The organism is Plebeiibacterium sediminum, assembly GCF_026013605.1.
In the GTDB taxonomy this organism is placed as follows: domain Bacteria; phylum Bacteroidota; class Bacteroidia; order Bacteroidales; family Marinilabiliaceae; genus Saccharicrinis; species Saccharicrinis sediminus.
In genome coordinates this window covers 93520-108667 of the sequence record NZ_JAPDPJ010000006.1, presented here as the reverse complement: position 1 = coordinate 108667, position 15148 = coordinate 93520, and the positions used below count along the sequence as shown (strand labels likewise).

The following is a 15148-nucleotide window of genomic DNA, read 5'->3' as shown; positions in this document are numbered from 1 at the left end:
GTAAAGTAGACTTTATTTATCCATATTACAGAATTGACCGTGGTTGTTAATAAATTTTGGATAGATTTTATGATTTTTTTGATTAAAAATCAAGAAGTTTAAGTTGAAAATCCTAATTTTAGGTTTTAGAATAAACCTCACAGCCGCAGGGATACAAAATCCCTGTTTTAATGTATGATTAAGAAAGAACGAAGTCGAACACTCCGAAAGATTGATATATGTGTAAGGAGAAGGTTAGGTCCTACATCCTTACCTTCAGGGAATGGTTTCCTTTATTGGAGAGAACGAATCTTTCATTATTTTATCATAGCGTTAATTTCAATAGGTCTTCTTTCTTATTTATATTATACAATATCTTTTTTGCAGGACGAAAAATATATTTCTGCAATATTTAGCTCCGTTATATTTATATCAACCCTTTTTGTTTCAATAGTACGTACTTTGCCTTTAAAAATAAGAGCATCCTGGGTGTTAACCTGTATTTATCTGTTGGGAGGCTATTTGTTTATCATTAAAGGGCCTGAGTCTTTAGGTTTGGTTTTATTGCTTGCGTATTCTATTTTGTCCGCTATTTTATTGGGCTATAAATCCAGTGTATATTCTGTTGTGCTGAATATTGTTTTGTTGGGAGCTGCGTTTATTCTACATTATTCAACTTTTATAACACATGAGTTGCTGATTGATTTTAATATGGCAACGTATTTAAATTTAACAGCTCTTTTTGTGGTTGTAAATATTATTACACTTTTTCCGTTAGTTTCGTTTATTAACGGAATGACATTTAGTTTTGAAAAAGAACTTAGATATAAGAATATTTTAAGTAAGGAGCGTGAAAAGTTAATGCGAGCTAAGATAAAGGCAGAAGAATCAGATGTGCTGAAAACATCTTTTCTGTCTAATATGTCGCATGAAATTCGAACACCCATGAATGCTATTCTTGGTTTTAGTAATTTGCTGTCGCATAAAGAAATCAGTAGTGCAGAAAAAGAAGAATTTGTTAATCTAATCAGAATCAATGGTAAAAACTTATTGACACTGGTTGAGGATATAATAGATATTTCAAAAATAGATAGTGGCCAGTTGCAGGTAAAAAACAGTCCGGTGTGTTTGCACGAAATTTTAAAAGAGGTTTATGATTCATTCTGGGATGATATTAAACGCAGAGGTCAGTTAAATATTAAACTCTATCTGAATGAGGGGATTTCTGATAAAAAAACAATGATTCTTACTGATGCTTTTCGTCTGCGTCAAGTACTTATAAATCTTGTTGGAAACGGTATAAAGTTTACTGACAGAGGCTTTGTTGAGTTTGGTTATGAGTTGAGAAATGAGGAAGTGCTTCAATTCTATATTAAGGATACAGGAATTGGTTTACCCAAAGGAAAAGAGCAGGAAGTATTTGAGCGGTTTTCAAAGTTTTCAAATGATAAACAAAAAATGCTATATGGCGGAACTGGTATTGGATTGTCCATAGCCAAAGATGTTGTTTCGTTGATGGGAGGAAGGATATGGGTAGAGTCAGAAGAAAAAGTTGGAAGTACATTCTATTTTACCATTCCCTATCATAAAGTGTCAAATGTTTTAGTGAAGCCTGAGGATGATATACCTGTTACAAAATATAACTGGGAAGGTAAAACATTTTTAGTGGCAGAAGATGAGGAAGATAATTTCAGATATCTTGAAGTGGCTCTTTCTATTTCAAATGCCAGTTTAATATGGGCAAGGAATGGTGTGGAAGCTGTTGATATATTTAATAGGATCGATAATATAGATTTGGTATTGATGGATATAAAGATGCCTGAAATGGATGGGTATTCAGCAACGAGGGAAATCAAATTAAAAAATAAAAATGTACCAGTGATTGCTCAAACAGCCTATGCTATGAGTGAAGAAAAGGAGAAGTCTAGATTAGCTGGTTGTGATGATTATATTGCAAAACCTATTAATTATGGCGACTTGCTTAAGGTAATACATAAGCATGTGCCAGGTACCAATGGGCAATAAAAAAAGAGGTTACTTTTTTTAGTAAACCTCTCTTCTGTATTTTTTAGGTATCTATCTTCTTATATAGTTAAGATATCTTTCTCTTTTTTAGCGATGTATTCATCAACTATTTTAGAATACTTATCTGTTAGTTTTTGAACTTCAGCTTCAGCATCTTTTTCAAGATCTTCTGCAAGACCGTCTTTTTTCATCTTTTTTAGTTCTTCGTTACTGTCTCTTCTAACGTTACGAATACTTATTCTTGCATCTTCAGCTTCTTTTTTCGCTTGTTTTACAAGGTCTTTACGTCTTTCTTCTGTCAAAGGAGGAACGTTAATTCTTACAATTTCACCATTGTTTTCAGGATTGAAACCTAAGTTAGCAGCCATTATGGCTTTTTCAATAGGTTGAATCATTGCCTTTTCCCATGGTTGGATAGCAATAGTTCTAGGGTCAGGAGTGTTAACGTTAGCAACTTGTTGTAAAGGAGTCATTGATCCATAATAATCAACCATTATTCCATCAAGCATACCTGGGTTAGCTTTCCCGGCTCTGATTTTAACCAATTCATGTTCAAGATGGCTAATTGTTTTATCCATCTTTTCTTGAGCCATTTCAAATAATATTTCTATTTCCTCTGTCATAACAAACGAATTTCAATGCAATTTAACTTATGTTAAGGTAACATATTTTCACATGCAAAAATATAAAACTTTACTATATTATGAAAGTAGTATCATATGATGCAGTTTAATGTTTCCTTTAGATGTTTTAAAAATTAGGATGAATTTATTCCATTATATAATATGTATCCCTTGTTGTAACGAAGTTTATCTGTAAAAAAGCAATCTTTATAATATATATAGTATACCTCCGGATACCTCTTTAAATAGTTATTAAATGTTAAAAGCTGCTCTAAAACAATCCTCTTTATTTTTAAAATAAATAAATACATGTTTATTCCGTTAAAATATCGGGTTTTTGAATTCTTTATATTATTGATACATAGTGGTGTAGGATTCTTTTCTTAGACGGATTTTAAATAAAGATTTTTTTCTTTATTCTCATTGTAAAACACCATGAACAAACTACCTTTGCAATTCAAATTTTTGAAAATATATATTTAGAGATTTAATATTTAACTTTATGAGTAATCTATTTTGTTCCTCAATTGGAAGAAAGCTTGTGATGAGTTTATCGGGGCTTTTCTTGATTATCTTTTTGATAGTCCATCTTTCAGTTAACTTAATGTTATTAGTTCCAGATGGTGGAGAAACTTTTAACATCGCAGCTAATTTTATGGCGCTGCCAGTTATAAAGTACGGTCTTCAACCGGTTCTAGCTTTAGGTTTTATTGTGCACATTGCTTATGCTGCAATGTTAACAGCACAAAATAACAAAGCACGTGGACATAACAAGTATGCATCAGGTAACAGTACTAAAGAGGTAATGTGGGCTTCTAAGAACATGTTCGTTTTAGGAATTGTTGTTATTGCATTCTTAGCTGTTCATATTCTTGACTACTTTGTACCATTACAAATTACACATGGTGCTAAAGAAGTAACTATTGGTGGTGCAACTATGCACGACACTTATAGTTTAGTAAAAGAAACGCTTCAAAATCCGGTTAAAGTTATTCTTTACATCATCGGATCTTTAGCTTTAGCGCTTCACCTTACTCATGGATTTTGGTCTGCATTCCAAACGTTAGGAGCTAGTAATAGCATTTGGCGTAAGCGTTGGACTGTAATCGGAACTATTTTCGCTTGGGTTGTAAGCCTTGGTTTTTGTGTGATCGCGATTACAATGTTTTTATCTTAATCCTTTAATTTTTAAGAAATGAAGTTAGATTCAAAGATACCTGAAGGGCCATTGGCTCAGAAATGGGAAAATTATAAAGCCAGTCAAAAACTGGTTAACCCTGCAAATAAAAGAAACCTTGATATTATTGTAGTTGGAACAGGATTAGCTGGAGCTTCTGCTGCTGCTTCTTTTGGTGAAATGGGTTTCAAAGTAAAAAACTTTACTATTCAAGATTCTCCACGTCGTGCTCACTCTATTGCTGCACAGGGAGGTATCAACGCTGCTAAAAATTATCCTAACGATGGAGACTCAATCTATCGTTTATTTTATGATACAGTAAAAGGCGGTGACTATCGTGCTCGTGAAGCTAACGTTTACCGTTTGGCTTCTGTAAGTAACGATATTATCGACCAATGTGTTGCTCAAGGTGTACCTTTTGCTCGTGAGTACGGTGGTTTATTAGATAACCGTTCTTTTGGTGGTGCACAGGTAAGTCGTACTTTTTATGCAAAAGGACAAACCGGTCAACAGTTATTAATTGGTGCTTACCAGGCTTTAATGCGTCAGGTAAATGCTGGTACAGTTGAAATGCATACTCGTACTGAGATTGTTGATATTGTAATGGTTGACGGTAAAGCTCGTGGTGTTATTGCTCGTGACTTAGTAACAGGAGAATTCTCTCGTCACTTTGGACATGCAGTTGTTTTAGCTACCGGCGGTTACGGAAATACATTCTTCCTTTCAACAAATGCAATGGGATCAAATGGTTCTGCTGCTATTAAAGCGTTTGAAAAAGGAGCTTTATTTGCAAACCCATGTTATGCACAAATTCACCCTACTTGTATTCCAGTACATGGTGAATTCCAATCAAAATTAACATTGATGTCAGAATCTTTACGTAACGATGGTCGTATCTGGGTTCCTAAGAAGAAAGAAGATGCAGAGGCTATCCGTGCAGGAAAGATGAAACCAACTGATATTAAAGACGAAGATAGAGATTACTACTTAGAAAGAAGATACCCTGCGTTTGGTAACTTAGTACCTCGTGACGTTGCTTCACGTGCAGCTAAAGAAAGATGTGATGCAGGTTATGGAGTAGGATCTACAGGTTTAGCTGTATATCTTGATTTTAAATCAGCGATTGAGCGTTTGGGAGAAGATACTATCCGTGCTCGTTACGGAAACTTATTTCAAATGTATGAGAAGATTGTTGATGACAATCCATATGCAACTCCAATGATGATCTATCCTGCTATTCACTACACAATGGGTGGTATCTGGGTTGACTATGAATTACAAACAACTGTTCCTGGATTATTTGCAGCTGGTGAGGCTAACTTCTCTGATCACGGTGCTAACCGTCTTGGAGCTTCTGCATTAATGCAAGGACTTGCTGATGGTTATTTTGTACTTCCTTATACAATTCAAAATTATCTTGCAGATGATATTCGTACACCACGTATGACTGGTGAAGAAAAAGAATTTGTTGAGGCTGAAAAAGCAGCTAAAGATAAGTTTACTAAATTGTTAAATATCAAAGGAAATCGTTCAGTTGACAGCATTCACAAAGAATTAGGTTTAGTAATGTGGGATTTTGTTGGTATGGCTCGTAACAAGAAAGGTCTTGAAGAGGCAATCGAAAAAATCGCTGCTATTAAGAAAGAATTCTGGACAAATGTTAAGATACCTGGATCTGATAAAGGTATGAATGTTGAGCTTGAAAAAGCTTCTCGTTTAGCAGACTTTATTACTATCGGAGACTTAATGGCTCGCGATGCTTTACACCGTGAAGAGTCTTGTGGTGGTCACTTCCGCGAAGAGTACCAAACAGAAGAAGGAGAAGCACAACGTCAGGACGATAAGTTTACTTACGCTGGATGTTGGGAATATCAAGGTGAAGATAAAGCACCTATCATGCATAAAGAAGACCTTAAATTTGAAGTGGTTAAAGTTGCACAACGTAACTATAAATAATCTTGTAGGTCATTAATGTTCATAAGTTAAACAGAGAAAAATGGAAAATAATATAAATTTGACTCTTAAAGTTTGGCGTCAGAACGGGCCACAAGACAAGGGTCGTTTTGAAACATACAAACTAGAAGGTGTTTCTACAGAAAGTTCATTTCTTGAAATGATGGACGTTCTTAATGAGCAATTAATTGGTGAAGGAAAAGAACCAGTAGCATTTGATCACGACTGTCGTGAAGGTATTTGTGGTATGTGTTCTTTATATATCAACGGTCGTCCTCATGGACCTGATGATGATGTAACAACTTGTCAGTTGCACATGCGTAAGTTTAAAAATGGAGAGACTATTACAATTGAACCTTGGAGATCTGCAGGTTTCCCTGTAATTAAAGATTTAATTGTAAACCGTAGTGCTTTCGATCAAATTATTGCTGCAGGTGGTTATACATCAGTAAGTACAGGTGGTGTACCTGATGCTAATGCTATTCCAATTCCAAAACCAGATGCTGATGAAGCTATGGATGCTGCTTCTTGTATTGGTTGTGGAGCTTGTGTTGCAACATGTAAAAATGGTTCTGCAATGTTATTTGTTTCTGCAAAAGTGAGTCACTTAGCACTTTTACCTCAAGGTAAAGTTGAGGCTGCCCGCAGAGCAAAAGCAATGGTAAGCAAAATGGATGAGTTAGGTTTTGGTAACTGTACTAACACAGGTGCTTGTGAAGTAGAATGTCCAAAAGGTGTTTCTATTTCAAATATCGCTCGTTTAAACAGAGAATACTTAAAAGCTAAGTTAGCAGACTAAGCATTAGAGTTTTCTAAATAATATAGAGAGGTTGTCTTATGGCAACCTCTTTTTTTGTGCCTATTGATGATGTTCTTAAGCAATTGTACCCTTTAACTATGTGTTTTACACATTTGTGCGATTATTTTTTTATTATTGTAACTGAATCATTCTAATGAAGCTATTCTGTTCTTTAATTCTATGAAGAAGTTTATTATTCAGTTACTGGTATGTGCTTTTTGCATGTCATCTTATGCATTTTCAAATCATCCTTACGAAAAATTCTATCAGCGTTTGGATAGCGTAATTCAGCATAAGCAAGATTTTGAACAGCAAAAGATTCAGCGCATCAATCAGATAAATACGGAACTTCAGAATCATGAATCTAGAAGTCTACAGGAAAGTTATAATCAACTGCATAATTTACAAAAGGAATATTTTACATTTAATTATGACTCCGCCATGCTCACGGCAATTCATATGTTGAATGTATCTTATCAATTAAAAGATCCTGGTAAAATTGCCTATTCAAAAATACGTATAAGTGCAACTTTGTTAGCATCGGGTATTTTTAATGAGGCGGAGGATTCATTAAAATCAATTAACGTTAGAGGATTGTCCATAGAGCTCAAGCAGGATTATTATTACAACTGTTCTCGCTTGTATTATGATATGGCCGATTATTATCAACAATCTTACTTTGTGGAACATTATGTGAGTTTAGGAAACCAATATCTCGATTCTGCTATTAAAAATTCAGAAAAAGGATCGCTTGAATATTATTCGTTTAGCGGTTTAAAAGAATTAAGAAGTCATCAATTAACATTTGCACTGGCTAATTATGAAGCTTTATTTAGTCAATACTCTTTATCCGGCAGACAGTTGGCAATTGATGCTTGTACTTATGCATATGTACTGGAAACGAAAGGTAGAATGGAAGAATCTATTCGCTTGTTAATTGATGCTGCAATTGAAGATATAAAGTTGGCTAATAAGGAACATGTGGCTCTGATGAAATTAGCTTATATTTTGTATGAGGAAGGAGATATAATACGTTCCAGTAACTATTTAAAACTGGCCTTAAATGATGCTGATGAGTATGGAGCTCTGCAGAGAAAGTTTCAAATTTCACAAATGCAACCAATTATAGAGGCAGCAAAACTTAATTTAGCGGAAGGACAAAAATCGAAAATTAAAAGTTACGCTGTTCTTATTACCTTGCTGTTTCTGGTAATTGCAATTATTCTGTTTGTAATGATTCGTCAGTTTAAGAAAATTATTGAGGCTCGTAATGAAGCCAATACTTCCAATGAAGCATTGAAATCGACCAATAATCAACTCCGTGAAGTTAATTTAATTAAAGAAGAGTATATAGGATACTTTTTTAATGTAACTACAGAATATGTTGACAAACTCGAAGCTTTTAAGCAAAGCATCGAAAATAAATTGTTATCAAACAAAGTCAGTGAAATTAACCAGGTTGTTAAAAACCTAAATGTAAAAAAGGAACGAGAGGCCATGTATAAATCGTTTGATGTTACCTTTTTAAAGATATTTCCAAATTTTATAGAGGGCTTCAATAATCTGCTTGAAAAAGAATATCGAATTACAGTGAAAGAAGAAAATGCCCTTAATACTGATTTAAGAATTTTTGCATTAATACGATTGGGTATTACGGATAATGATAAAATTGCCCATATTTTAAATTATTCAGTTAATACGATTAATACCTATAAAACCCGAATTAAAAATAGATCTATTGTTCCAAATGAAGAATTTGAAAATGAGATCATGCAAATTCAATCAATCTAAATCAGGCTCTGTTACTTTCTAAACATGCCTAAATTTACTTTCAATTTTAACACAAGATATAACTGTTTTCAGGTTTGTGTTGTCTTTTCTTTTCTTGTTAAAAAACGTATTTGCTTACCTAAAAAATCGCAGAATTATCCTTTTATAGCTCAAATATAACTTAAAATAGCTGCTAAAATCGTTATATTTTTTAATGGTTTTTGTAAGTGGTGTATTGTGTTAAAATATTGTATTACAGTACTTATGTATTTTTAAAGTCGTTATATTTTATTATATAATCATTTGATATTTTGACGTTCTTTAACATTTGACTCAATTTTGTCATGTTCTCTTAAAAAGAGAGCGTATGGTATACCAAAAATAAAATCAAAAACTACAATTAAATCTAAAGGGGCAATAATCATGAAGGAAATAAATAGTAATAGTTAGATCATAAACAAGTAGTCTGTAATTGAATTAAAATGGAGTTTATGAAGCCTGTGTGGTAAATGGAAATCATAGAGCACAGGACAATTTTTCCATATGGGTTTCATAGTACTAAAAAAAGATTTCAATTCAACAGATCACGCGAATTATGCATTTGAGAGAAAGTAATTATTAGAGAATTAGTGTTTGGTAATCTTAGACAAGTAAAACAAGTAATAGATAAAATGTTGAATAAAAGGCTATTGCTAGTGGTATTTGATGTAAAACCAAAAATTAACACATGAAACGATCATAAAGAATTAATTATCTGCAATTACACACAGGACGGTGATTGATTTTTTCTGAGAGTTCCATCTGGCAAATAAATTAAATTATAAACAGATGAATCAAAAGATGATACATAAACGAGAAAATGTACTGAAGGTGCTTTTCTTATTATTTGTTTTTGTAAATGCTTGCTTTATTCAAACGGCGCATGCTGAATCTGGAAGAAGTGACATTTACTCAATGCAACAAAACGTAACATGTTCAGGTACAGTTAGCGATGAGTTGGGAGGACCCATTCCGGGAGTTTCTGTCATTGTTAAAGGAACAACGATAGGGACTATAACAGATATTAATGGTAACTATACGCTATCTGATGTTTCAAATGATGCCATTCTTGTTTTTTCTTTTATTGGAATGAGGAATAAGGAAGTTGCCGTAAATGGTCAAATTACAATCAATGTTACGCTTGAACAGGATATGATTGGTTTGGATGAGGTTGTGGCAGTTGGTTATGGAGTTACTAAGAAGATGGATTTAACAGGTGCTTCTTCGAATATTTCTACCGATGATTTAAATCAAGGAGCAGTAACAAATCCATTGCAGCAAATGGCAGGTAGAGCCGTGGGTGTAAATATTACACAAGTGGGTAGTGAGCCAGGTTCTGCACCAAGTGTACGTATTCGTGGTATAACTTCGTTATCCGGGGGTAATGATCCGTTGGTGGTTATTGATGGAATTCAGGGCGATATGAGTATGTTCAATCAGTTGGCTCCTTCTGAAATTGAAAATGTTGATATTCTTAAAGATGCTTCTGCTACTGCAATTTATGGTTCCAGAGGTGCTCCTGGTGTTATTATTGTGACTACTAAAAAAGCTAAAGCCGGACACAAATCAATTGAGTATAGTGGTTCTTATTCTGTTGATATGTTAGCAAATAAACTTGACTTTTATTCAGCAGACGAATACAGATCACAAATGGCAGCATGGCAGGTGCCAGGAGAAGTTGATCATGGTGCAGATACAGACTGGTATGATATTTTAACGCAGATTGGAAGTACACAAAATCACACAGTAGCCTTTGGAGGAGGAACTGGTGATTTTAATTATAGAGCTTCTGTTTCAGCTATTTTACAAGAAGGTGTGGTAATTAACTCAAGCAACAACAATTATATTGCTCGTTTAACTGCTACACAAAAGGGGTTAGATGACAAATTAACGCTTACTCTTAACATGAATAATAGTATCAGGCAAAATGTTGGTAGTCCTTCTGGAGTTGGTAGAGCACAATTTACAGGAAACCTTATTAGTAATGCCTACTTTGCAAAACCAACTGATCCTGTTTATGATGTGGATGGAAGTTACTACTACGATGAAAATGTTTTTCAATACATGAACCCTTATGCTGTTGCTCAGGAAGTTGAGAATGATAGAGAGGAAAAGAGCATGTTTACCAGCTTAAGGGCTGATTTAGAAATTGTAGAAGGATTAAAAGCTGGTTGGTTTGGTAGCTGGAGAAAAGTATCTGAAGAATCAGGATATTATGCTTCTCCAAAGTCAACACTTTATTCCGCAATGGATAAAGATGGCATTGCAAACGTAAGGTCTAATTTTAAAGAAGACCGATTAATGGATATTAGCCTTAATTACGACAAAGTAATTGGAAAACATAAAATTGCTGCTTTAGCAGTATATGAATGGCAGCGTAATACATATCAAGGTCATTTTGCACAGTCCAAAGGATTTATTAACGATGTTTTTACTTACAATAAGTTAGAGGCTGGTTCTGAGGGAAGTATTGATTTAGGCGATATGACCTCCTATAAAAATGACCGTACTGTTGTTTCTGTATTAGGGCGTGTGAATTATACTTTTAACGAGAAGTATTTATTAACAGCAAGTCTTCGTCGAGATGGAGCATCTGTATTTGGAGATAATTATAAATGGGGTAATTTCCCTTCAGCTTCGTTGGCATGGCGTGTAAGTGAAGAAGGTTTTATGCAAGGTCAGGATCTTGTTTCTAATCTTAAATTAAGAGTTGGTTATGGAGTTACAGGAAATCAGCAAGGTTTATATCCTCAGGCATCACTTTTATTAGTTGAACCATCAGACACACTGTTCTTTGGAGGTGAGGAAATTAAAAACTTCCGTATCAACCAAAATGCCAATCCTGACCTAAGATGGGAAACGCGCAAGCAGTTAAACCTGGGTGTTGATTATGGTTTGTTTAATGGAAAAGTTTATGGTGCTATAGATGTGTTTTCTGCAACAACAGATAATTTACTTTTTTCTTACGATGTGCCACGACCTCCATATCCAAACCCAAGTATGTATGCTAATGTAGGTTCATTGGTAAATGAAGGTATTGAGTTTGCGGTGAATTATATTCCATTAAAAAAAGGAGATTGGGAAGTTAACCTAGGTGCAAATTTTTCATTATTAAGAACAGAGGTTAAAACTTTAAGTGGTAAAATTGGCGAAACTGTAATTGATACGGAAATTGTGTCATGGGGAAGTTATAATGCTTTCTTAAAAGAAGGAGATGCAATAGGTACTTTCTATATTCTACAGAATGCAGGTAAAGATAATAGTAACTCAGAACTTGTAGCTGACATAAATAACGATGGTACAATTGATACAGGCATCCGAAGTGAAGATCGTTATAAAGCTGGTCAGGCTTTACCAAAATATAATTTTGCTTTTACACCTTCAGTCAAGTATAAGAATTTTGATCTTTCCATGGTTTGGCGTGGTGCCGGAGGTAATAAAATCTTTAACTATATCAAAAAGTCATTTTCAACTTATGAAAACCTTGGTAAGTCAAATTTATTGAAAACATCTTCAAATACTGGCTTATCAACAACTATGTATAACTCTGATTTATGGTTGGAAGATGGTGACTTTGTAAGGTTCGAAAATTTATCCGTAGGCTACACATTTAATACTGACAGACTTAAATATATCTCAAAAATGCGTTTGTCATTAACCGGAAATAACCTTGCTGTATTTACAAAATATACAGGCTTAGATCCTGAAGTTGATGTATCCGGTGGAAGTGGGTCTGGTGCCGATGTTGGAATCTATCCTCGTACCAGAAGTTTTTCACTTGGGTTAAATGTTACTTTCTAATTTAATTAATGAAGAATAATATGAAACGAGCAAGTAAATTTGATGATCCAAATTCGAATATAAGAGGATGATTAGATTTATTTGGGAGTTCCATATGGCCTTTGTAAATAAATAATAATCATATGAAGAAATATATAATAGTATCATTATTGGCTGCATTTTTTATCGTAGGATGTACCGATCTTGATGAGCAGGTGTATGATAAAATTGATGCCAATGAGTTCTACGATTCAGAGATAGGAGCTGATGCTGCATTGGCTAGTGTTTATGCTTTAATTCCAGGAAACTGGGATGGAAAAGGATTGATAGGCGCTGACAGAGGATATTATGACCTCAATAACATGAGTACTGATGAGCAGGTAGTTCCTCATCGAGTTACAGGAGACTGGGAACCAGATTTTGCATGGTTTCATAAACGTATGTGGACTCCAGGGCATGGCTTTATTAACAATGCCTGGAACTGGTTGTATGATTGTGTTTTTCATGCGAATTTGGCGGTTGAGTTATTAGAAAATGCAAATGCAGATAATGAAGTAGTGGCTGAGGCCAAGGTGCTAAGAGCTTTCTTTTATTATCTGTTGATGGATGATTTTGGAAATGTTCCATTCTTTACAGATAATAACCTTACTGTGGATCAAATTCCACAAAAAAGCAGAGCTGAAATTTTTGATTTTATCGTTACAGAATTGGAAGACAATGTTGCGTTCTTATCAGAAGAAAAAGGCGGTTCTTATTATGGTCGTTTCAATAAGTGGGCCGGTTATGCATTGCTTGCAAAAGTATATTTAAATGCTGAAGTATATACAGGTACTCCAAAATGGCAAGAATGTTTAAATGCTTGTGAAGCGCTCGAAGAAGGAGGGTTTTCTTTACACCCGGCAGTATCAGATGCATCTCATCCCAATGGCAATACTTACTTTGAATTATTCGGAGATCAATGTCCTGATGATGAAGTTATTTTAGCATTATATATTGAGTTGGATGTTGTGGGAAGAAATATCACAACAATTAGAAGTTTTGGGGGTACAGATGGTGCTCTGTTGTTTGGAGAAACTGTTTCAACATGGAATGGTACTATTATCCCAACTGAATTCCTGAATCAATTTGATGATATAGATATTCGTAAGCGTCAGTTCAGATATGGTTCAGAGCCATTTGGACCACGACCTGCAGGTTTTATTGTTTATGATCCGGAGGAAGATAATTATATCGATCCCGGTGCCGAGAGAGATGGGGGAGCCCGTAGCATGAAATGGTGGCCGGCAGGTACTGTAAATGGAGGTGGTGCTTCAAATGATTTTCCAATTTATCGTTATGCAGATATGTTGTTAATGAAAGCAGAATGTTTGGTTCAACAGAATAAAGCAGGTGAAGCTAAACCGTTTGTTGATCAGGTAAGAGAACGTGCTGGTCTGGATGCACTTAATGCAGATCCAACTTTGGAAGATATCTATAATGAAAGAAGTAAAGAGCTTTCTCTTGAAGGACATAAAAGACAGGATATGATTCGTTTTGGAACATTTACGAAAGCGCATGGAGAGGATGAAAATGGAGATCCTATTGTACCTGCTGTAGACAGCCATTATGAATTGTTTCCAATTCCTACTGCGGCAATTGATGCCAATCCTAGCTTGCAGCAAAATACTGGATATTAATATTTAAAAAGGACTGCCATGTCAACGTGTGTTTGGATAAAGACAAGGCAGTATAAGGTTTATTTAAAATTCAAAGCAATGCAAAAAATACTATATATAACATTAGGTCTAATAGCAACTTTGTTATTGGCTACTAGCTGCGAAGATGATCCAACGCTAACAAAACTTCAGGCGATAGGATTTGATAGCGAAGCTTCAATTTCTGTAACAGAATTAGTTTTGGCAGAAGAAAATGCAAATGATGTCGCACTTACTTTTTCGTGGACAGAAGTAGCTTATCCAATAAGTACTTATCCTGTTGAATATTCAGTAGAAGTTACTGATGTAACAGATGAAGGCTGGGCAATGCCAACTGTTTTTACAGCAGGTGAAGATGTAACCTCTGTGGGATTAACAGGAGTTCAGTTGAATGATCTGGGTGTTAAATTTGGCTATACAGCTGAGGAAGTTGGTACTTTTAAGGCTCGTATTCGCTCCTATGTGGATCGAGCAGCATATTCCAACGAGTTGGTTTTTGCTTTAACTCCTTATTTTATGCCCGTTGAAGATCCTGGAATTACTTATCCTTCGTTATGGGTGCCTGGCGATTTTCAAAACTGGACTCCGGTAACAGCACCAAAACTGGCATCTTTTATTGAAGGAGAAGAGGATACTTATCTTGGTTTCTTTAATATAGAAGAAGGTGCAGGCCTTGGAATTAAGCTAACTGCTCAACCAAGTTGGGAACCTACAGCATATGGAAATGATGGAGAAACAAATCTGGATGATTTTAATGCTGGAAATGTAGCGTATATCGAAGGTAATCTAAGAGTGTCAAATGAAGCTGGTTATAATTTTGGTTTACCTCAGACAGGTTATTTTTGTATGACTGCGAACCTGGCTGATATGACATATACCATCACCCCGATTAATACTCTGGGCATTATAGGTGATGCAGCACCTAATGGTTGGGATGGTTCAACTCCAATGACCTATGATGCAGAAAATCAGGTATGGATAATTGAAGCTACATTCAATGCCGGAGGTTTTAAAATCAGGGCAAATGATAATTGGGACATTCAGATTGCTCTTAATGATAACGATAAACCTTTTATGGTAGATCATTATGTATTAAACTATAGTGATGTACATGGTTTAGTGAGTGTACCTGAAGCAGGAAATTACAGATTTACTTTAGATTTAAGTAACCCGGGTAATTTTAGTTACGATTTTGTAAAACTATAGATTCCAAATATCAAGGAAAAGCAGTTTAACTGTTTTTTCTTGATGTATTAATGGTTATGGTAATCTAAGTCTACTTTGATTTTTTTATTAAGAAGGAAAATAT

Annotated in this window: 9 protein-coding genes; 8 read left to right on the top strand and 1 reads right to left on the bottom strand. The window is 34.8% G+C overall.

Going from position 1 to position 15148, the window contains the following annotated elements; translation table 11 throughout:
• Positions 1-174: 174 nt before the first annotated feature.
• Positions 175-2004, top strand: coding sequence for a hybrid sensor histidine kinase/response regulator (locus tag OM075_RS04995; RefSeq protein ID WP_301189381.1), 1830 nt, complete (start codon positions 175-177; stop codon positions 2002-2004).
• A gap of 59 nt (positions 2005-2063) precedes the next feature.
• On the opposite strand, the gene frr is transcribed toward OM075_RS04995, so the two are convergent.
• Positions 2064-2627, bottom strand: coding sequence for a ribosome recycling factor (gene frr / locus OM075_RS04990; RefSeq protein ID WP_301189380.1), 564 nt, complete (start codon positions 2625-2627; stop codon positions 2064-2066).
• A gap of 502 nt (positions 2628-3129) precedes the next feature.
• Here frr and OM075_RS04985 point away from each other — a divergent pair.
• The 7 genes from OM075_RS04985 (at position 3130) to OM075_RS04955 (ending at position 15045) form a co-directional block, all read left to right on the top strand.
• Positions 3130-3804: a succinate dehydrogenase cytochrome b subunit gene (locus tag OM075_RS04985; RefSeq protein ID WP_301189379.1), complete on the top strand. Its 675-nt coding sequence runs from the start codon at positions 3130-3132 to the stop codon at positions 3802-3804.
• Positions 3805-3822: 18 nt separating this feature from the next.
• A complete protein-coding gene (locus tag OM075_RS04980) occupies positions 3823-5760 on the top strand; it encodes a fumarate reductase/succinate dehydrogenase flavoprotein subunit (RefSeq protein WP_301189378.1) in 1938 nt (645 codons plus the stop codon).
• 40 nt (positions 5761-5800) lie between these two features.
• Positions 5801-6556, top strand: coding sequence for a succinate dehydrogenase/fumarate reductase iron-sulfur subunit (locus tag OM075_RS04975; RefSeq protein ID WP_301189377.1), 756 nt, complete (start codon positions 5801-5803; stop codon positions 6554-6556).
• A 180-nt stretch (positions 6557-6736) separates the two neighbouring features.
• The gene (gene susR / locus OM075_RS04970; RefSeq protein ID WP_301189376.1) at positions 6737-8347 is read left to right on the top strand and encodes a SusR family glycan utilization regulator; all 1611 of its coding nucleotides are present in this window, start codon (positions 6737-6739) and stop codon (positions 8345-8347) included.
• 807 nt (positions 8348-9154) lie between these two features.
• On the top strand, positions 9155-12166 hold the full coding sequence (locus tag OM075_RS04965; RefSeq protein WP_301189375.1) for a SusC/RagA family TonB-linked outer membrane protein: 3012 nt from the start codon (positions 9155-9157) through the stop codon (positions 12164-12166).
• A gap of 122 nt (positions 12167-12288) precedes the next feature.
• Positions 12289-13821: a RagB/SusD family nutrient uptake outer membrane protein gene (locus OM075_RS04960; protein ID WP_301189374.1), complete on the top strand. Its 1533-nt coding sequence runs from the start codon at positions 12289-12291 to the stop codon at positions 13819-13821.
• 78 nt (positions 13822-13899) lie between these two features.
• A complete protein-coding gene (locus tag OM075_RS04955) occupies positions 13900-15045 on the top strand; it encodes a SusE domain-containing protein (RefSeq protein ID WP_301189373.1) in 1146 nt (381 codons plus the stop codon).
• Positions 15046-15148: the final 103 nt, after the last annotated feature.